17 protein-coding genes are annotated in these 18,237 nt (G+C 67.6%); 7 read left to right on the top strand and 10 right to left on the bottom strand.

Annotation, left to right across the window (positions count from 1 at the left end):
* Nucleotides 1-8: 8 nt before the first annotated feature.
* On the top strand, nucleotides 9-1,154 hold the full coding sequence (locus QM841_RS04975; protein WP_280780003.1) for an acyl-CoA dehydrogenase family protein: 1,146 nt from the start codon (nucleotides 9-11) through the stop codon (nucleotides 1,152-1,154).
* Here QM841_RS04975 and QM841_RS04980 read toward each other — a convergent pair.
* Both QM841_RS04980 and QM841_RS04985 read right to left on the bottom strand, forming a co-directional pair.
* Nucleotides 1,135-2,616, bottom strand: a complete 1,482-nt coding sequence (locus QM841_RS04980; protein ID WP_283331118.1) for a flavin-containing monooxygenase — start codon at nucleotides 2,614-2,616, stop codon at nucleotides 1,135-1,137. The genes QM841_RS04975 and QM841_RS04980 overlap by 20 nt on opposite strands.
* Nucleotides 2,613-3,548 carry a patatin-like phospholipase family protein gene (locus QM841_RS04985; RefSeq protein ID WP_283331119.1) on the bottom strand — a complete coding sequence of 312 codons (936 nt, stop codon included), beginning with the start codon at nucleotides 3,546-3,548 and terminating at the stop codon, nucleotides 2,613-2,615. The genes QM841_RS04980 and QM841_RS04985 overlap by 4 nt, the downstream gene beginning before the upstream one ends.
* 82 nt (nucleotides 3,549-3,630) lie before the next feature.
* Here QM841_RS04985 and QM841_RS04990 point away from each other — a divergent pair, with 82 nt between their 5' ends.
* Both QM841_RS04990 and QM841_RS04995 read left to right on the top strand, forming a co-directional pair.
* On the top strand, nucleotides 3,631-4,254 hold the full coding sequence (locus QM841_RS04990; protein ID WP_283331120.1) for a TetR/AcrR family transcriptional regulator: 624 nt from the start codon (nucleotides 3,631-3,633) through the stop codon (nucleotides 4,252-4,254).
* 51 nt (nucleotides 4,255-4,305) lie between these two features.
* Complete coding sequence (locus QM841_RS04995; RefSeq protein ID WP_283331121.1) at nucleotides 4,306-5,883, top strand: FMN-binding glutamate synthase family protein; 1,578 nt, start codon at nucleotides 4,306-4,308, stop codon at nucleotides 5,881-5,883.
* 16 nt (nucleotides 5,884-5,899) lie between these two features.
* Here QM841_RS04995 and QM841_RS05000 read toward each other — a convergent pair whose 3' ends face one another.
* From QM841_RS05000 to QM841_RS05010, 3 genes are all read right to left on the bottom strand, one after another.
* Nucleotides 5,900-6,910: a magnesium transporter CorA family protein gene (locus QM841_RS05000; protein ID WP_283331308.1), complete on the bottom strand. Its 1,011-nt coding sequence runs from the start codon at nucleotides 6,908-6,910 to the stop codon at nucleotides 5,900-5,902.
* A gap of 50 nt (nucleotides 6,911-6,960) precedes the next feature.
* Nucleotides 6,961-8,160 (bottom strand): FAD-dependent monooxygenase, encoded by a 1,200-nt coding sequence (locus QM841_RS05005; RefSeq protein ID WP_283331122.1) that lies wholly within the window; start codon nucleotides 8,158-8,160, stop codon nucleotides 6,961-6,963.
* Between the two features lie 68 nt (nucleotides 8,161-8,228).
* A complete protein-coding gene (locus tag QM841_RS05010; RefSeq protein ID WP_283331123.1) occupies nucleotides 8,229-9,458 on the bottom strand; it encodes an MFS transporter in 1,230 nt (409 codons plus the stop codon).
* A gap of 48 nt (nucleotides 9,459-9,506) precedes the next feature.
* On the opposite strand from QM841_RS05010, the gene QM841_RS05015 reads away from it, so the two are divergent.
* The 4 genes from QM841_RS05015 (at nucleotide 9,507) to QM841_RS05030 (ending at nucleotide 13,022) form a co-directional block, all read left to right on the top strand.
* Nucleotides 9,507-10,313 carry an IclR family transcriptional regulator gene (locus tag QM841_RS05015; protein ID WP_283331124.1) on the top strand — a complete coding sequence of 269 codons (807 nt, stop codon included), beginning with the start codon at nucleotides 9,507-9,509 and terminating at the stop codon, nucleotides 10,311-10,313.
* 63 nt (nucleotides 10,314-10,376) lie between these two features.
* Nucleotides 10,377-11,456 (top strand): cupin domain-containing protein, encoded by a 1,080-nt coding sequence (locus tag QM841_RS05020; RefSeq protein WP_283331125.1) that lies wholly within the window; start codon nucleotides 10,377-10,379, stop codon nucleotides 11,454-11,456.
* A 7-nt stretch (nucleotides 11,457-11,463) separates the two neighbouring features.
* A complete protein-coding gene (locus QM841_RS05025; RefSeq protein WP_283331126.1) occupies nucleotides 11,464-12,291 on the top strand; it encodes a fumarylacetoacetate hydrolase family protein in 828 nt (275 codons plus the stop codon).
* A gap of 11 nt (nucleotides 12,292-12,302) precedes the next feature.
* Nucleotides 12,303-13,022 (top strand): maleylpyruvate isomerase family mycothiol-dependent enzyme, encoded by a 720-nt coding sequence (locus tag QM841_RS05030; protein WP_283331127.1) that lies wholly within the window; start codon nucleotides 12,303-12,305, stop codon nucleotides 13,020-13,022.
* Nucleotides 13,023-13,074: 52 nt separating this feature from the next.
* Here the strand turns inward: QM841_RS05030 and QM841_RS05035 are convergent, their stop codons facing one another.
* From QM841_RS05035 to QM841_RS05055, 5 genes are read right to left on the bottom strand one after another with little or no spacing between them, the layout of a single operon-like run.
* Nucleotides 13,075-13,839, bottom strand: coding sequence for an IclR family transcriptional regulator (locus QM841_RS05035; RefSeq protein ID WP_283331128.1), 765 nt, complete (start codon nucleotides 13,837-13,839; stop codon nucleotides 13,075-13,077).
* Between the two features lie 56 nt (nucleotides 13,840-13,895).
* Nucleotides 13,896-14,879: a cyclase family protein gene (locus QM841_RS05040; protein ID WP_283331129.1), complete on the bottom strand. Its 984-nt coding sequence runs from the start codon at nucleotides 14,877-14,879 to the stop codon at nucleotides 13,896-13,898.
* Nucleotides 14,880-14,887: 8 nt separating this feature from the next.
* Nucleotides 14,888-15,163, bottom strand: a complete 276-nt coding sequence (locus QM841_RS05045) for a hypothetical protein (protein ID WP_283331130.1) — start codon at nucleotides 15,161-15,163, stop codon at nucleotides 14,888-14,890.
* Between the two features lie 19 nt (nucleotides 15,164-15,182).
* Nucleotides 15,183-16,520: a TRAP transporter large permease subunit gene (locus QM841_RS05050; protein WP_005250744.1), complete on the bottom strand. Its 1,338-nt coding sequence runs from the start codon at nucleotides 16,518-16,520 to the stop codon at nucleotides 15,183-15,185.
* A complete protein-coding gene (locus QM841_RS05055; protein ID WP_283331131.1) occupies nucleotides 16,517-17,878 on the bottom strand; it encodes an RraA family protein in 1,362 nt (453 codons plus the stop codon). The genes QM841_RS05050 and QM841_RS05055 overlap by 4 nt, the downstream gene beginning before the upstream one ends.
* Nucleotides 17,879-18,237 lie beyond the last annotated feature (359 nt).

Below are 18,237 nucleotides of genomic sequence, written 5' to 3' on the forward strand. Positions count from 1 at the left end.
GGCAGACGATGAAGAAGCACATCCCGTCCTGGCACGACGACGAGGTCAAGGCGCTGTCCGAGCTCGCGGTCGGGTTCTTCGAACGCGAGGTGGTCGCGCACAACGAGAAGTGGGACGCCCAGCACCGCATCGACCGTGCGGTGTGGCTCGCGGCAGGCGAGCTGGGGTTGCTGTGCTGCTCGATCCCGGAGGAGTACGGCGGCGGTGGCGGCACGTTCGCGCACGATCTCGCCGTGTTCGAGGCCCAGGGCTATGCCGGCGACCTCGCGCTCGGCATCTCGGTGCATTCGGGGATCGTGGCGCACTACCTCCTCGAGTACGGCACCGAGGAACAGAAGAAGACCTGGCTGCCGGGGATGGCGACCGGGGAGATCCTCGGCGCCATCGGCATGACCGAGCCCGGCGCCGGCTCGGACCTCAAGGCGATCAAGACCACCGCCATCCGGGACGGCGACGAGTACGTCGTCAACGGGTCGAAGACGTTCATCACCAACGGCGCGTCCGCCGACATGATCGTGCTGGCGGTCAAGACCGATCCGAAGGCCGGCGCCAAGGGGGTGGCGCTGCTGATCGTCGATCTGCGGGACTGCCCCGGGTTCGCTGTCGGGCGGGTGTTGGACAAGGTCGGTCAGCACGGCGCCGACACGTCGGAGTTGTCGTTCACCGATGTGCGGGTGCCGGTGTCGAATCTGCTCGGCGAGGAGGGGCAGGGTTTCGGGCAGTTGATGGCGCAGTTGGTGCAGGAGCGGTTGATCATCGGCGCGCAGGCGTCCGGTGCGATGACTCGTGCGGTGGAGGACACCGTTGCGTACACGAAGTCGCGGCAGGCGTTCGGGCACAGTCTGTTCGAGTTCCAGAACACGGCATTCGAGCTGGCCGAGTGCCAGACCATCGCCCGCACGTGTGCGGTGTTCCTGGACCATTGCATCGAGGCGCACCTGCGTGGGGAACTGGACCCGTCCGAGGCGGCGATGGTCAAGTACTGGCTCACCGAGCAGCAGTGCGCGGTGATCGACCGGTGTGTGCAGTTGCACGGTGGTTACGGGTACATGCGGGAGTACCTGATCGCCCGGATGTACGAGGACGCCCGCGTCCAGAAGATCTACGCGGGCGCCAACGAGGTGATGAAGGGAATCATCGCGAAGTCGCTGTAGCCGATGCCGGCTCACGCGACACGTCGTACGCCGCCTCGTCGAACCGGCCGAGTCGCTGCCGCATGCGGTCGGTCGACCACGGCCAGTTGAAGCTGTTGCGGCCGTTGACGTCGAGGAAGTAGCTCTGGCAGCCACCGGCGTTGTAGACGGTGGTGGCCAGGGCTTCCTGGACCTGGGCGTTGAACGCGTCCTGCACTTCCCGGCGCGGTTCCATCCTGGTCCACCCGTTGCTCCGAGCCGTGGTGACGGCCTGGATCAGGTAGTCGAGTTGCGCCTCGAGGATCATGAACGCCGATGTGTGGCCGGTTCCCAGCGCGGGTCCGAGGAGGACGAACGCGTTGGGGAAACCCGCGACGGTGGTGCCGAGGTAGGCCTGCGGGCTGCCCTTCCAGTGATCGTCGAGGCTGCGACCGTCGCCGTCGAACACTTTGGAACCGATCGGCATGTCGAGGATGTGGAAGCCGGTGCCGAAGATGATGGCATCCACTTCCCGTTCGGCGCCGTCGCTGCCGACGACGACGTTCCCGCGCACCGACTGCACGGCGTTGGCGTGCACCTCGACATTGGGTCGGGTGAGTGCGGGGTAGTAGGTGTTGGACAGCAGCAGTCGCTTGCAGCCGAGCGTGTAGTCGGGGGTCAAGGCCCTGCGCAGCTTCGGATCCCGCACCTGTGCGCGGAGTTGTGCCTTGCCGACCTGCTGGATCACCCGCAGGATCCACGGGTGCCGGAAACCGAGTCCGAGCGATTCCATGATCGCGTACTCGACGCGTCGCAGCGCCCGGATCGCACCCGGCACGCGGCGCAGGATCGCGCGCTCGACACCGGGCAGGGTGTGATCCGGTTTCGGTAGCACCCACTGCGCGGTGCGCTGGTAGAGATGCAGCGACTCGACCGTCGGCTGGATCGCCGGGACGAATTGCACTGCGGATGCACCGGTTCCGACGACGGCCACGCGTTTGCCGGTGAGATCGTAGGTGTGATTCCAGCGGGAGGAATGGAACACCTCGCCGGTGAAGGTGTCGAGGCCGGGGATGGCGGGAACGAGCGGTTCGTTCCACGGTCCGGCGGCGGCGATGACGGCGTTCGCGGTGAACGTGCCCGCGGACGTGTCCACCGTCCACCGCCTGCTCGGCTCGCTCCACTGGGCACGTTGCATCTCGGTGCCGAACTTCACGTGTGCGGGCACCCCGTGTTCGGCGGCGGTGCGCTCGATGTACCGGCGGATCTCCTCCTGTCCGGCGAACAACCGCGACCACTCCCGGTTGGGTGCGAACGAGTAGGAGTACAGCGCCGAGGGGACGTCGCACGCGCAGCCCGGGTAGGTGTTGTCACGCCAGGTCCCGCCCAGTGCGTCGCCCTTCTCGAGGATGGCGAAGTTGTCGATTCCGCTCTGCTTCAGGCGAATCGCGGCTCCGATGCCGGAGATCCCGGCACCGACGATCAGAATGTCGTAATGCGTCATGCGCGTACTCCGTTCGCGAGCTGAGCGCGGGTGGTGACGAGGGAATGTTCGAGGGTGGCGAGCCGGCGCCGGCCGTCCATGAAGTTCGGACCCATGACGGCGAGGTCCTCGGCGGTCGCGTCGAGCCGGATCACCCGGGTGCCTGCCGCCTCCAGCTTCGCGATCTCGGCGTCCAGCCCGGCACTCATCCAGTTCCGCAGCATCAGGCGTTCGACGCGGGCCGCCCGGCGGCCGGCGATGCGGCCCGTCGACGCCATCGGTGCCAGCACGATCACCTCGTCGAGTTCGAGGGGCAGCACCAGGTCGGCGGATGCGGTGGACGCCGCGCCGCCGTCGACGAACCGGCGGCCGCCGATGGGGACCGGTGGATACCAGCCGGGAATCGCCCACGACGCCCGCAATGCCTCGGACAGGGTGGCGGTCGGTGCACCGGGTGAGCCGAACGCGATGCGCTCTCCCGTGTCGTAGTCCATGCTCACCAGCCACGCCGCGGGGTGACTCACCCAGCCGGAGGCGCAGGTGAACCGCTGTGCGAGCCGGTCGAGCCAGGCGGCGTCGCCGCGGCCGTGGGGGAGGAGGCCGCTCGCGGCGGTCACGGGTGGGAGCCCGCGGCGCAACAAGCCGGGCGAGCCGAGGCCCGGTCTGGGGAGCGGCGGGAACCGTCCCGGTGCGGCGGCGAGGTGTCCGTCGAGCGCCGGATGGGTGGGCCCACCGAGCTGCATCGCTAGCAGGTCGTCGACGCCTGCCCCGCCGCCGAGCATGGTGACGAGTTCGGCGCCCGCGGACGTGCCCACGAGTACGTCGGCGTCGCGCGGGTCCCAGCCCAGCGCGTCGCTCACGGCGACCAGGGCCGCCACGGTCCAGGCCGCGCCGAGCGTGCCGCCGCACCCGATCACCAGTCCGCGGCTGGGTTGTATGTCACTCGAAGTCATATCTAGAAGCTAGCAGAAACCAGATACCGGTGGTATATGAAAATTAGAATATTCTCGCAAGGGCTTCGGCGAAAGGGTGAGCATGGCGCGATTGACCAGGTCGGAGAGTCAGGCGCGCACACGGGCGCATCTCGTCGCGACTGCCCGCGACCTCTTCCTGGCCGACGGGTACGCGGCCACGTCGCTCGAGAAGGTCGCCGACGAGGCCGGCTATTCCAAGGGTGCCGTGTACTCCAACTTCAAGAACAAGAAGGAACTGTGCCTCGAGGTGCTGGGGCTCATCCACGCCACCAAGGGGCAGGAGATCGCCGAGGCACTCGGCGGCGGCGGCACGATGGAGGAGCGGCTCGAGGCGTTCCAGGCCTGGGCGGAGAAGACGCTCGGCGACGTCGGGTGGACCATGCTGGAGTTCGAGCTGATCGTGCTGTCCCGCCACGATCCCGAACTCCGCGACGCACTCACCGCCACTCTCGGGGTGGCCCGGGACATCACGGTGACACTGCTGAAGTCGTTCACCGACTCGCTCGGGGTCGTCCTGCCCGTGCCCGTGGAGGACGCGGCCGGCAGCATCCTCAGTCTCGGTGTCGGACTGGGTATTCAGCGCGCCATCGATCCGACCATTTCCGCTCGGGTGGTCACCGACAATCTGCGGGTGCTGCTTGCGGTGTCGCAGGAGGCTCCGACTCAGGGGTCCGTGCCGGGGTGAAATTGGCGCGAGGAGCCGATCCGAGTGGCGGCGCGCGCGTACGGTGAATTCATGAAGCGGTGGAACGCCCTGGCAATTCCGGCAGCCGCCGCGGCTGCGATCGCGTCGTACGATCTTGTTCAGCGACGTCACGCGCTGCTCCGGAATTTTCCCGTGGTCGGGCACGGACGTTATCTGCTCGAGTCGCTCGGCCCGGAACTCCGGCAGTACATTACGACCGGCAACGACGAGGAACGTCCCTTCACCCGGGACCAGCGTCGCTGGGTGTACGCGTCGTCGAAGCGGGTGACCGACACGTTCGGGTTCGGTACGGACAACGACATCGAGTTCACCGACGGCTACACCATCATCAAGCACCGGACGTTCTCGGAGATTCCTCCCTCGGCGATGCCGCATGCCGACGAACAGCTCGCGATTCCGTCGGCGAAGGTGCTCGGTGCCGCCCGCGGCCGGACGAATGCCTTCCGCCCGCGCTCCATCGTGAACATCTCGGGGATGAGTTTCGGGGCGCTGTCGTCCGCGGCCGTGGTCGCTCTCAACCGTGGTGCCGCTGCCACCGATTGCCTGCACAACACCGGCGAGGGTGGAATCTCCCGGTACCACCGGAACGGCGCAGACCTGATCTTCCAGATCGGGACCGCGTATTTCGGCTGCCGCGACGAGGACGGCCGGTTCGACCTGGCGCGGCTTCGGGCGCTCGTCGAGTCGGCGCCGGTGCGGGCCATCGAGATCAAACTCAGTCAGGGCGCGAAACCGGGCCTCGGGGGTCTCCTGCCCGGGGCGAAGGTGACACCGGAGATCGCCGAGATCAGAGGCGTACCGGAGGGCCGTGACTGCATCAGCCCGTCCCGGCACACGGCCTTCCGTGACGTCGACAGCATGCTCGACTGGGTGGAGCTCCTGGCCGCCGAGACGGGGCTGCCGGTCGGGATCAAGTCCGCAGTCGGCGACCCGACGTTCTGGGACCTGCTCGTCGACGCGATGAGCAACTCCGGGCGGGGTGTCGACTTCGTGACCATCGACGGGGGTGAGGGCGGTACCGGCGCTGCGCCGCTGGTGTTCACCGACGCGGTCTCGTTGCCGTTCCGTAGCGGCTTCGCGCGCGTGTACGCCAAGTTCGCGGAAGCCGGTCTGACCGACGGCATCACGTTCATAGGCTCGGGCAAGCTGGGCCTGCCCGACAATGCCGTGGCGGCGATGTCGCTCGGATGTGACCTGATCAATGTGGCGCGTGAGCCGATGCTCGCGGTCGGGTGCATCCAGGCGCAGAAGTGTCACACCGATCGGTGCCCGACGGGTGTTGCGACGCAAAATCACTGGCTCGCACATGGACTCGACGCCGGCATCAAATCGGTCCGGGCCGCGAACTACCTGCGGGCGTTGCGCCGGGACGTATTCAAGGTGGCCGAGGCGTGTGGTGTCGCGCACCCGGGCCTGATCACCGCGTCGGACGTCGAGGTCGCGGACGGCAACCGGCATTCGATCACGCTCGCCGACCTCTACGGTTACCGGACCGGCTGGGGGCTGCCCGGTGACGCCGACCGTGCCGAGATCACCCGCCTGATGAGCGAGGCCGCCGCCGTTCCCGCGGGCGAGACCGGGTCGCCAGGAGCGAAGACGGCGCCCTGAGGGCTGTCCGTCCCGACTACAGCCAGTCGCGTCGGCGGAACAGGATGTAGAGCAGGGTGGCCGACGTCACGATCACGATGGTGCTGGCGATCATCCCCGACAGCTGCCCGACTCCGGGGAACAAGACGTTCTGACCGAACCACCCGGTCACCGCCGTGGGAACCGCGATGATGGCCGCCCATCCGGTGAGCTTCTTCATGACGGTGTTGAGCCGGGCATCCTGGAGCGACAGATTCGTCTCGAAGACGGTCACCACCATGTCGCGCAACGACTCCGTCCACTCCGCGGCGCGCGTCACGTGGTCGTAGAGATCGGTGTACAAGCTGTCGAGAACCGGCGACTTGTCGCGTGGGGATTCGGCCCGCCCGCGCATGACGGCGCCCACCACCTCCCGCATCGGCAGCACGACGCGACGCAGTTGCACCAGTTCCTTCCGCAGCCGGTACGTGCGCTGCTGAATCTCCCGGGTCCGCGCGGACTCGTCGAACAAGCCCTCCTCGAGCGCTTCGATCGCGTCGTCGATCGTCTCGATCGTCTCGAACTGCCCGTCCACGATGGCGTCGAGCAGTCCGTGCAGGAGCGCGAGTGCGCCGGAACCCGGTGTGAGCAGTGCGGGGTCCTCCTCCCAGCGCTCCACCACCTGCGACATGTCGAATCGATCGTCCCGCCGCACCGTGATGATCCCGTTCGACACCACGAACGCGGAGACGCGGCTGAGCCGAAGCCGAGAATCGAGAACGCCGAGAGTGCTGACGTCGTCGGTCTCGAACCAGGTGGCGTACGCGGTCACGAACGCATGGCCCGCATAGCGCGTCGCCTTCGGCCGCTCACCGCGGGCGACGGCATCCTCGATGGCGTTCGGATCGAGCGACCACTCGGCCGCAAGCTCGGTCAGGCACTCGTGGTCGGGGTCGCACAGGTCGACCCACACGAGCGCATTCTCGTCCTTCACCTGTTCGGACACGTCGGCAAGCGGGAAATCCTTGCCGACGCACTCGCCATCGCGCCACACACGGGTCTGCACCAGGGTTGAGGGTCACGCTCCCAGTCTGCCGAACCATTCCGGCAGAGAAGCGGTTATGACGCGCGATCGGACGAATACCCCCACAGCCAGTCGGTGTACTTGTAGCTCGACGTGTCGCGGGTGCGGAACAGTTCGTTGCGCGCGATGCGGGCGGTGCCGTCGAGGTGCCACAGCTCACCCCACATGCGTCCGGTAGTGAGGATGCGGTTGCAGCGCGGTGCGCGTTCGGTGTTGACCTCCTTCAGGATCTGCGGCCACGCGGAGTTTCCGCCCGTGGAGAAGTCTTCGGCGGCATAGTCGGCGAGGCACTTGGCGTCCTCGATCGCCATCACAGCTCCCGAGGCCAGGTACTGCAGTGGCGGGTGCGCTGCGTCGCCGAGCAGGATCATCCGCCCGTCCACCCAGTTCTCGATCGGCTCGCGGTCGTACATCGGCCACCACCGGTCCTTCCCCAGGTAGTCGATCCCGCGGCGGACGTTCTCGTGGCAGTGCGCGTAGGCCTGTTCGAGCTCCTCGGGGCCACCCCAGTTCTCGATTCCATTCTTGAAACCGGGCGATTCGAACACCGCGACCTGGTTGAGCATTTCGCCGCCGCGCAGCGGGTACTGGATGAAGTGGCACTGCGGTCCGATGTAGCCGACTACGTCCTCGATGTCCTCGTCGAGTTCGACGTCCTGGTACGGGGTGGTGCCCCGGTAGGCGGCGTAGCCGGACGACACGGGCTCGTCGTTCGAGATCTTCCCCCGCAGCCGGGATTTGAGGCCGTCCATGCCGAGCGCGATGTGCGCTTCGTGGGTGCGGCCGTCGTCGGTGCTGACGGTCACCTTGTCACCGTCGGTGATTACGTCGGTGACGGTGATGCCCGTGTGCAGTTCGGCGCCCGCATCCCGTGCGGCGTCGACGAGTGTCGCGTGCAGGTCGCTGCGATGGGTCACGAAGTACGGTCCGCCGTAGCGGGCACGGAACTCGGTGCCGAGGTCGATCGTGGTGAGCACCTCCGCGGTGACGGCGTCGCGGAACACGATGTTCTTCGGCAGGTAGGCCCGGGAGAGAACGTCGTCGAGTACGCCCCAGGAGTCGAGGATGCGGGCGCCGTGCGGTCCGACCTGCAGTCCGGCGCCGACTTCCCCGAACTCGGAGGCACGTTCGAACAGCGTGACGTTCGCGCCCTTCCGGGCGAGGGCCAGGGCGTTGGCCGCGCCGCCGATCCCGCCTCCGGCGATGATGATGCGTGCGTCCTGCAGATTCGACATGACAGTTCCTTCGTTTCGTGCGTTCGGGGCATGTGAGTGGCAATGCGTGCCGGGGCACACGGCGGCACTCACGTGGGGGAGGGGAAGCGTCGCCAGATCACGGTGAGCAGCAGTGCGGCGACGAGCGCGCTGACGCCGAAGAGGATGAAGTTCGAATCCGCGCCGAGTCCGGCGGCAAGGAGCAAGCCACCGATCTGCGGTGCGGCGACGGCTCCGACGCGGCCGACGCCGAGCGCCCAGCCGAGGGCCGTGCCCCGCAGATAATCGGGGTAGTAGGACGCGACCGCGGCGATGATGAGGCACTGGGTTCCGTGTGTCCCGACGCCGGCGAGCACGAATATGACGTAGACCAGCGCCACGGGTGGGGCGGTGAGCAACGCCAGCAGGGCGAGACCCGCGAGGAGTGCGGCGACGATGCTCGTGGGGATCGTGCCGAACCGGACGCCGCCCCACGCGGTGACGAACGAGCCCGCGACGGCGCCGAGGTTGAGAGCGAGGGCGAACGTGAGCGCGCTGCCGAGATCGGTGCCCTCGCCCTGCATGAGTTTGGGCAGCCACGTGCCGAGGCCGTACCAGGCGAGCAGGGTGACCACCGTGGCGAGCGCGAACATGATACTGACGGAACGGAACCGGGTACCGAGCAGTGCGCTGAAGCCGGTTGCCGGCCGCACCTCCGCCGACGTCACCGCCGCAGTGTGGTCGGGCAGCGTCTTCCACGCGATCGGAACCAGCAGGATCAGCGGGACGAGCGCGAAGGCGAACATCGGCTGCCAACCCCAGTTCGGGATGACGGGGATGCCGAGCAGCGCCGCGATCGAACCGCCGATGGGAACACCGGACATCATCATCGTGGCCACCGCGGCGCGCCACTTCGCAGGAATCAGTTCTGCAGCAAGCGCATTGGAGGTGGGCACGAGGCCGCCCAGGCCGAGTCCGGCGATCAGACGCAACGCGCCGAACATGACGGGTCCGGTCGCCAGCGCACACAGCGCGGTGAACACGGACAGGACGATCGCGCACCCGATCACCGCACGCTTGCGTCCCACCACGTCCGAGAGGCGTCCCGCGAGCACCGCGCCGATCATCATCCCGAGGAATGCGAGGCTGCCGAGGGTGCCCGCTGTCGCGGCGCTGATGCCCCACTCCTTCTGCAGGCTCGGAATGACGTTGCCGTAGACAATGAGGTCGTAGCCGTCGAAGACCACGAAGAGCCAGCAGACGACGACGGCGATCGCGGCGTTGCGGTCCAATCCGACACGGTTCGTCGGCGGCACCGTAGTGGTGGCAGTGAGGGGCATGAATCGAGGGTGATGCGGCGCACAGCTCGCGTGCAATAAAGTTCTGCTGTGCAGAAGAAGCGAACGATCGAAAAGCCGACGTACATGTTGGAGTCCGTCGACAACGCGTTGCGCCTGCTGCAGATGCTGCGCGACGTCGGCGGGCTGCGGCTCAAGGACGCTGCGGAGGAACTCGGCATCGCGCCGTCCACCGCGCACCGGCTGCTGGCGATGCTGGTGTACCGAGGGTTCGCCGTTCAGGACGAGAAACGCATGTACCACCCCGGGTCGGCGATGGGCGCCGGCCCGGCCCAGCGCGGGTGGACGCGCGAGTTCACCGACCTCTGCAGGCCCCACATGGAAGCCCTCGCGATCCTGTGCGGCGAGACCGTCAACCTCGTGATCCGCGTCGGCACCCAGGCGCGCTTCCTCTCGTCCGCCGAGTCGACGGGAATGTTGCGCGTCGGTGACCGTCAGGGTCAGGTGCTCGACGCGGAATTGACTGCGGGAGGACGCATTCTGCTGGCAGAACTGCCGCGAGCGACCCTCGAACAGCTGTACCTGCGGCCCGCGGATCTGCCCGACGACGACCGCGAGTGGGGCGACCGCCGCCTGTCGCCCGACGACTTCGAGCGGTTCCGGCGGGAACTGTCCGCCGCCCGCGCCGTCGGATTCGCCGTCAACGTGCAGCAGACCGAGGAAGGGGTCGCGGCGTTCGGTGTCGCGATCCGGAACCGGGCTCGCACGGCCGTCGGGGCGCTGACGGTGGCCGTGCCCATCACCCGCTTCCGGCAGCACTCGCAGGGACCGCTGGTGTCGCAGATCAAGAACGCGATCCGCGAACTCGAGGTGGACATCGCCGACCTCGAACCCTGACGATAATTCTGGACAGAAGAATTCTCTATCAGCCGGGACGCCGACCCTCCTAGCGTCGACGCCATGACCGCTACCGAACCGCACGTCGACGACGCTCCGGAGCTGACACAGCTCTACACCGATTTCGAGGCCGAGCACCTGAATCCGTTGTGGACGCAAGTCGGTGATCTGATGCCGATGACGCCGGCGTCGCGGGCGGTGCCGTTCGTGTGGAAGTGGTCGACGTTGTATCCGTTGGCGCGGCGGGCCGGGGATCTGGTGCCGGTCGGCCGGGGTGGGGAGCGGCGGGCGATCGCCCTGGCGAACCCGGGGTTGGGTGGGGTGCCGTATGTGACGCCGACGTTGTGGGCGGCGATCCAGTATCTGGGTCCGAAGGAGGTGGCCCCCGAGCACCGGCACGCGCAGAACGCGTTCCGGTTCGTCGTCGAGGGGGCGGGGGTGTGGACGGTCGTCAACGGGGATCCGGTGGCGATGCGGCGCGGCGATTTCCTGTTGACCCCGGGTTGGCATTTCCACGGTCACCACAATGAAACCGATCAGCCGATGGCCTGGATCGACGGCCTGGACATCCCGTTCGTGCATTACACCGACACCGGGTTCTTCGAATTCGGGTCCGAGAACGTCACCGACGATTCCACCCCGGATGTGTCCCGGTCGGAGCGGTTGTGGGCGCATCCGGGGCTGCGGCCGCTGGTCGGGTTGGACGCGAAGGCGTCGTCGCCGATCGCGGCGTACCGGTGGGAGCACACCGACGCCGCGCTGCGCGAGCAGCTGGCATTGGAGGACGAGGGGTACGCGGCGACCACCGAACCCGGTCACGCCGCGGTCCGCTACACCAACCCGACCACCGGCGGCGACGTGATGCCCACGATCCGCGCCGAGTTCCACCGCCTGCGCGTCGGCGCCCGCACCCGGCCCCGCCGCGACGTCGGATCGACCGTCTACCAGGTGTTCGACGGTTCCGGCCGGTTCGTCCTCGACGGCGAGAACCGTGAGGTCGGCACGGGGGACATGATCGTCGTCCCGTCCTGGACGGAGTGGTCGATCGAGGCCGACACCGAGTTCGACCTGTTCGCGTTCTCCGACGCCCCCATCGTCGAGCGCCTGCACTTTGATCGCACCTACATCTCCGAAGGAGCCTGAAAATCCCATGAAGCTTGCCACCCTGCGCCGCGCCGGCGCCACCGTCGCCGTCCGCGTCGATTCCGACACCACCGCCACGATCATCGACGGGTACCCGGACCTGTCCGCCCTGCTGGCCGACCCTGACTGGAAAACCCTCGCGCAGAACGCGTCCGGTGCCACCGTCGATCTCGACGGGGCCGATTACGCCCCGGTGGTCCCGAACCCGGGGAAGATCATCTGCGTCGGCTTGAACTACGCCAACCACATCCAGGAGATGGGCCGGGATCTGCCCGAGTACCCGACCCTGTTCGCGAAGTTCAAGGAGGCGTTGACTGGTCCGTACGACGACGTGATCGTCCCCTCGTATGCCGCCGCCCAGTTGGATTGGGAGGGGGAGTTGGCGTTCGTCGTCGGCAGGCAGGCGTACCAGGTGCCGGAGGCGGACGCCGAGCAGTACATCGCCGGGTATTCGGTGATGAACGATTACACGATGCGCGATTACCAGTACCGGACGTTGCAGTGGGATCAGGGCAAGACGTTCGAGAAGACCAGTGGTTTCGGGCCGTTCCTGACGACCACCGACTCGTACACGTTCGGCGGGACTCTGGTCACGAAATTGGAGGGGCAGGTGGTGCAGTCCACCACCACCGACGATCTGGTGTTCACCCCGGCCAGGCTGGTGGAGTACATCTCGCACATCGTGACGTTGCAGCCCGGTGACGTGGTGATCACCGGCACCCCGGGCGGGGTCGGGCACGCCCGTAAGCCCGGTCTCTACATTCAGGACGGGCAGACCGTCGAGGTCACCATCGAGGGCCTGGGCACCGTCCGCAACACGACGATCGTCAAGTAGGGGTGCACCCGGTGGGTTTCCACGATCTTCCCCTGGCCGAGCGGCTGCTGATCGCGCGCCGCGGCACCGCGTACTTCGCGCAACGCCTCGCCGAGCTGTCCGATTCCGACCTCGACGGGCAGACCCTCCTGTCCGGGTGGTCGCGGCGGCATCTGCTCGCGCACGTCGGTTACAACGCCGCCGCGTTGTGCCGGCTGCTGGACTGGGCGGCCACCGGGATCGAGACCCCGATGTATGCGTCGGCGGAGCAGCGGGGCCGGGAGATCGTCGAGGGCGCCACCCTGTCGGCGGCGGCGCTGCGGAACCTGTTCGACCACACCGTCGCCCGGCTCGACGAGAAGTGGCGCAACCTGCCCGCCTCGGCGTGGGATGCGCAGGTCCGCACCGCGCAGGGCCGTCTGGTGCCGGTGTCGGAGACGGCGTGGATGCGCACCCGGGAGGTGTGGATCCATGCGGTCGACCTCGGCAACGGCGGCCGGTTCGGCGACTTCCCCGACGTGGTCCTCGAGTCGCTGCTCACCGACATCGTCGGGATGTGGCGGCGCAAGGACCTCGGTGCCGGCCTGATGCTCGCGGTCGACGGAAATGAACCGGTTGCCGTGCGGCCGGATTCACCGCCCGCCGAGAAGGTGTCCGGACCCCTCGCCGCGGTCGTGCGGTGGGCCGCCGGACGCGGCACCGTCGGCGTGAACATCGACGGTGAAGTCGGGGAACCGCCCCGTTGGCTTTGATGGACGAAGGCGATGATGTCTTGACTACGTGCAGGTTTGGCCATTGCTCCGGCTAGCCGGCGACGGGTACCCGTGTGCCGAGAGTGGTGGCGGCGCGACGGACTTCGGGGATCAGGTGGTCGATCTGGGTGTCGGTCAGTGTGTCGGCGGGTCCGGTGACGCCGAGGACGGCGACGAGGGTGCCGTCGGAGGCGCGGACCGGGGCGGTGACGGAGGCGATGCCGTAGAGGCGTTCGCTGACCGACACGGCGAAGCCATCGCTGCGGATCTTGTCGAGTTGGGCGAACAGTTCCGCTTTCGACACGGTCGCACCGCTGGCCAATGCCATGTCGCCGATACCGCCGAGGATCTCGTCGACCTCCGCGGTGTCGAGATGAGCGAGGATCGTCTTCCCGGCGCCGCCCAGGTAGAGCGGCAGGCGCTCACCGACGGGGAGGATGTAGTTGAGCGGATGGTCGCTTTCCACCCGCGCGATGAGCACTCGGGAGGACTCGACCTTCACATACATCGACGCGGTGAACCCCGTACTCGCGGCGAGCTGCTGCAGCATGGGCTGGGCAAGGACACTGAGCGGGTTGGTGACCATGAACGCGTGCGCGACCGCGAGCGCAGCGGGCCCGGCGGTGTAGGTGTCGCCGATGCGGGCGGCGTACCCGCGTTCGAGGAGCACGCCGAGGATCCGTTGCACGGTGGCGACGTGCAGTGAGGCGTGGCGGGCGACTTCGCTGAGCCGCAGGGGCTGCTTGGCCTCCTGGAGGACACCGAGCACGTCGAACGCGCGGTCCAGTGATCGCATGTTGTTGGTCGGCGCCGCCATGTTTCCTCCTCGATTCACCTACTTTCGATGAAACTTATCATTGTGCGATAAACCTGTCAGCGGATGGCGGTCGCGTTGCAGGGCGAACCGACCCCGCCGACGAAGTTGAGCGGTTTGACGGTGACCAGGGCGTCCCAGGAGTGGGTGCGGCGGCTGTCCTCGACGAGTGCGGTGAGGTTCCACAGTTCGCCGAGGGGGACGCCGAGTTTGCCGATCAGTTCCTGGTGCATCATGCCGGCATCCTCGGGGGCTGACTCCGTGAACGGGCTGTCGGGGAGGACGGGGAGAACTTCGACGGCGAAGGTGTCGGTGCCGAAGAGGGCGATCTTGTTGTTCCACAACCACTGTGCGAGGTAGCGGCTCTGTGCGAAGCCGGTGGAACGGCGGCCGGTCCGGACCTCGTTGCGTTGGTCGTCGGTGGCGGTGAGGTACCAGTGCGCCCAGCCGGTGTGGACGAGAATAAGGTCACCGCCGCGGATCTCGCAGCCTTGGCGCTGCGCGGCGGCGTCCAGGTCGGCAGGGTCGAGCGCCGGACCCAGGGTGTGGTCGAGGGGATGCCCGCGTTCGGCGTGAAGCGCTTCGAGGTCGAGGAGCAAGCCGCGGCCGACGATCGGGTCCTGCGACCAGGCCTGGATCCCGAGCGCCGGGGACCCTTCGGTGACCTGGTCGTCGGGAATGCCGCCATAGAAGCCGTGCCCGGACACCCGTCGGTGGCGCAATCCGTCGAGGTGACTGCTGGCTTGCAGGTAGAAACCGTCGAGGAGGTCGTCGCGGGATTCGGCGTGCGCGGAGACGATGGTGTGCTTCGGCGCCGTGCGCGACCGGGCCATCGGTGGGTCGAACGCGCCGAGCGGATAGTCGAGGGCGAACACCGCACCCCGGGTGACCAGGGTGGCGGCGTCGCGGACCTGCCCGGGGCCGGCGAAGTTCGCCGTCCCCCGGTCCCGGTTGTCGAAGACTCCCCAACTCGACCCGGCCGGGGCGCCGTCGGTGCGGGCGCACAGGTCGGCGTAGGTGGAGTCGGCACCGATCGTGCTCATCCGCCTGGTCATCCGACGTGTTCGGCGGTGCGGGCGGGAGAGTCCTCGTTTCCGAGGGCGTCCTCCTCTCCGCCGTGGTGGAAGTACGACAAGACGAAGGCGAGCAGTCCGGCGATGCCTGCGGCACCGTAGGCGTAAGGGGCGAGCAGTTCCTCGACGTGGGTGACGACGACGCCGTCTCCGAGGATCAGTCCGACGGATTGGCCGAGCACGATCGCCAGTCCGCCGAGCAGGAACGCGACGACGCTGATGCGGAAGAGGGTAGAGACGCTTTTCTGGAACATGACGTGTCCTGTCGCGGGATTAGACGGGGAGGAGGCCGAGGGCGATCAGTACCCCGATGCCGAGGATGGGAATGCAGTAGTACTTCAGGAGTGGCATGAAGATCTTCGACGGGTCGATCCGGGCGATACCGGAGGCGACGTAGATGGGAGCGCCCGAGGGCGGGGAGGCGCCCTCGGTGGACGCGAAGACCAAGACGGCGGCCGCGGCGACGGGGGCGGCGATACCGGTGCCGACCAGGGCGGCGACGGCGACGGGGCCGACCGAGGCCATGGTGGCAGAGGCGGTCAGCGGGATCGCGATGATGACGATGATGATCCCGACGAGGATCGCCATCAGCCAGGACGGTGCGCTGAGGCTTTCGAGCATCGCGGTCAACTGCTGAGGCAGTTTCAGCTTGGCGAGCACCGCCGACGCGGAGAACGCGGCAACGATGGTGATACCGATGACGCCGAACTGGGGGGCGGCGTCGCCGAGGACTTTCCACCAGCCCGTGCTGGTTTTGGGCAGGTGCCGGCGCCCGAGGAAGAGCACCAGCAGGATCATCAGGACGGGGATCCAGGTGATCAGGCTCAGAGCACTCGACATCACCAGGTCGGTGTAGTGCGCGATGGGTGCGGCGATCGGACCGCGGGTGAGCAGCAGCGGGATCAGGATCGGGACGAACAGCAACAGCGAGGTCCACCCGACCCGCAGGCTCCGCTTGACCGGGATCCGGTCCTCCGGGGCGATCGGCTGCAGGCCGTTCTTGCGGACCAGGTAGTAGCTCAGCACCAGCCGGTAGCCGAGGCACCAGAGGCCGGCGATGGCGAGCGGAACGATGATGTCGTCCGCGGCCATCATCCCGGTGACGGTGCTCGACCCGACCAGGATGAACATGGTCGCACTGAACGGGAACGTCACGCCCATGCCCGCGCAGCCGGCTACCACCGTCGCGGACAGTTCGCCGCTCACGCCGGAGCGTTTCATCCACGGCACGGTGACAGAGCCGACCGCGGCGGTGACCGAGGCGCCGACATGCGCAATGGCACCGAACATGCCGCCGGCGACGGTGGACGTGTAGATCGGGCCGCCGCGCAGGCGGCCGAGGAACGAGTTGAGGATGTCGATGAGCCGGTCCAGCACCGGGGTCTTCGCGAGGATGAAGCTCATGAAGATGAACGCCAGCCCGGCGAACGTCACTTCCTCCTGCATCGAATTGACGAAGCCCTCCCACATGTACTTCGGGGCGTCACGGCCGGCGAAGGCCCCGACGACGACGAACCCGACGATCATCGCCTCACCGATGTTGCGTTTGAGCACCGCATTCCAGAAGACGATGGACGCGATGAACGCCAGCAACGCCCAGATGGCAATCATGCCGCGACCTTACGGGCGGCGATGATCGCGGCGCGACGCTGCGCCTCGTCGGCTTCGACCGCCCGGCCACCCGCAAGGCTGGTGAACGCTTCGGCCGCCGGGATGATGATGACGCCGTCGTCGTCCGCGACGACCAGATCGCCGGGTGCGCAGACGACACCGCCGACCGCGACCGGGACGTCGATCTTGCCGGGGCCGTCCTTGTAGGGGCCGGACGGGTTCACCGCGCGGGCCCACACACCGAATCCGATCTCCTGCAGGACATCGATGTCGCGGGCGGCGCCGTCGATGATCATGCCGACGCAGCCGCGGGAGCGGGCGCGTTCGGCGATCAACTCACCCATCAAGGCCCGGTTCTGGTCGCCCTGTCCGTTGATGACAATCACCTCACCAGGCTGCACCTTCGCCAGCGCCTCGTGCAGCGCCTTGTTGTCGCCGGCCCGGGTCCACACCGTGCGGGCACGGCCGACGATCCGTGCACCTTTCCACATGGCATGGATACCCGAATCGACCATGCCCATGCGCTGGCGGGCGTCGCCGATGTTGGCGACCGGGAGCCCGGCGTAGGCCTCGAGCAACTCGTCGGTGGCGCGTCCATTCGCATCGGCGAGGGTGCGGTGCACCTCGGCCGTCGCGGACGCGAGGACGGGGCGGACCCCAAGGATGTCGAGGAGCTCGACCGAGGCGGCCGCCTCCACCGAGCGTCGGGCGGCGTGCTTGCGGGTGCCGTCCCGCAGCCGGTCCAGGGCCGAGAAGCTGCCGGACAGCTCACCGGCGATCTGCGCACGCACCCATTGCTCGGCGTCGGCAGCGATCCCGGCATCGACCGATTCGACGATCAACGCGCCGAGGCCCTTCATGAACGCGCTGCGCAGCAGCTTGCGGTTCGACGCGTCCCCGGGCGCACCGGAGATGTCCTCGACCGCGGCGCCGAGCGCCTCGAAATAGGCGGCCGCCGCGGTCGATCCGTCGCCACTGACCACCAGAGCGGTACGCGCCCCGTGGGCGGGGACGGACCCGACCACCGCGACATCGGCGAACGCAGCGCCTGCCGCGCCGACCACGTCGGCGACCTGCGCCTTGATCTCGGCCGGCGCGGCATTCATGTCCGCGTAGCAAATGCCGGCCGACAGATGCGGTGCGGCGTCGAGCGCCGCCCGCACCGCCACCTTCGCGCTGGTCAGACTCAGCACCAGATCCGCACCCCGCACAGTGTCGGCGACGTCGTCGAAGCGCAGCACTCCCGCGGGAGTGGCGGTGTCGGCCGGGTCGAACCCGGTCACCTCCCAGCCCTTCGCGAGGAATCCCGACGAGTAGAGACTTCCGGCTTCACCCAAGCCGAGGATCGCAACCTTCATAATTTCCTCTCATACTGTGATAACCTCTATCACATGATGCAGTAATGGTGGTCACACTGCATCGCCGTTGTCAAGGCATCGAGATGTGAGAGGGATTGATCGCGAAAGTGACCACCGCACGCGCGGACGGCTCAGGACCCCGCGCCTATTCGGCGTGCTGACGTGCAGGTTCGCATCTACCGTCGAGTGGGTTCGCGATTCGCACAGCAACGAGGATTTGCACGGGCCGGGGCACGAGAATCGAGGCTGACCGGGAATTCGTGCGCGCGGAGAGACAGGGGAGGACCGAAAATCCTGGAAGTCGCACGCATGTGAATGTGGGTGACCACGCCGAGGTGCATGCCGGCGCCACCTCGGAG

Origin of the sequence: Rhodococcus sp. IEGM 1307 (assembly GCF_030056915.1) — a bacterium.
Classification (GTDB): Bacteria; Actinomycetota; Actinomycetes; order Mycobacteriales; family Mycobacteriaceae; genus Rhodococcus_F; species Rhodococcus_F opacus_D.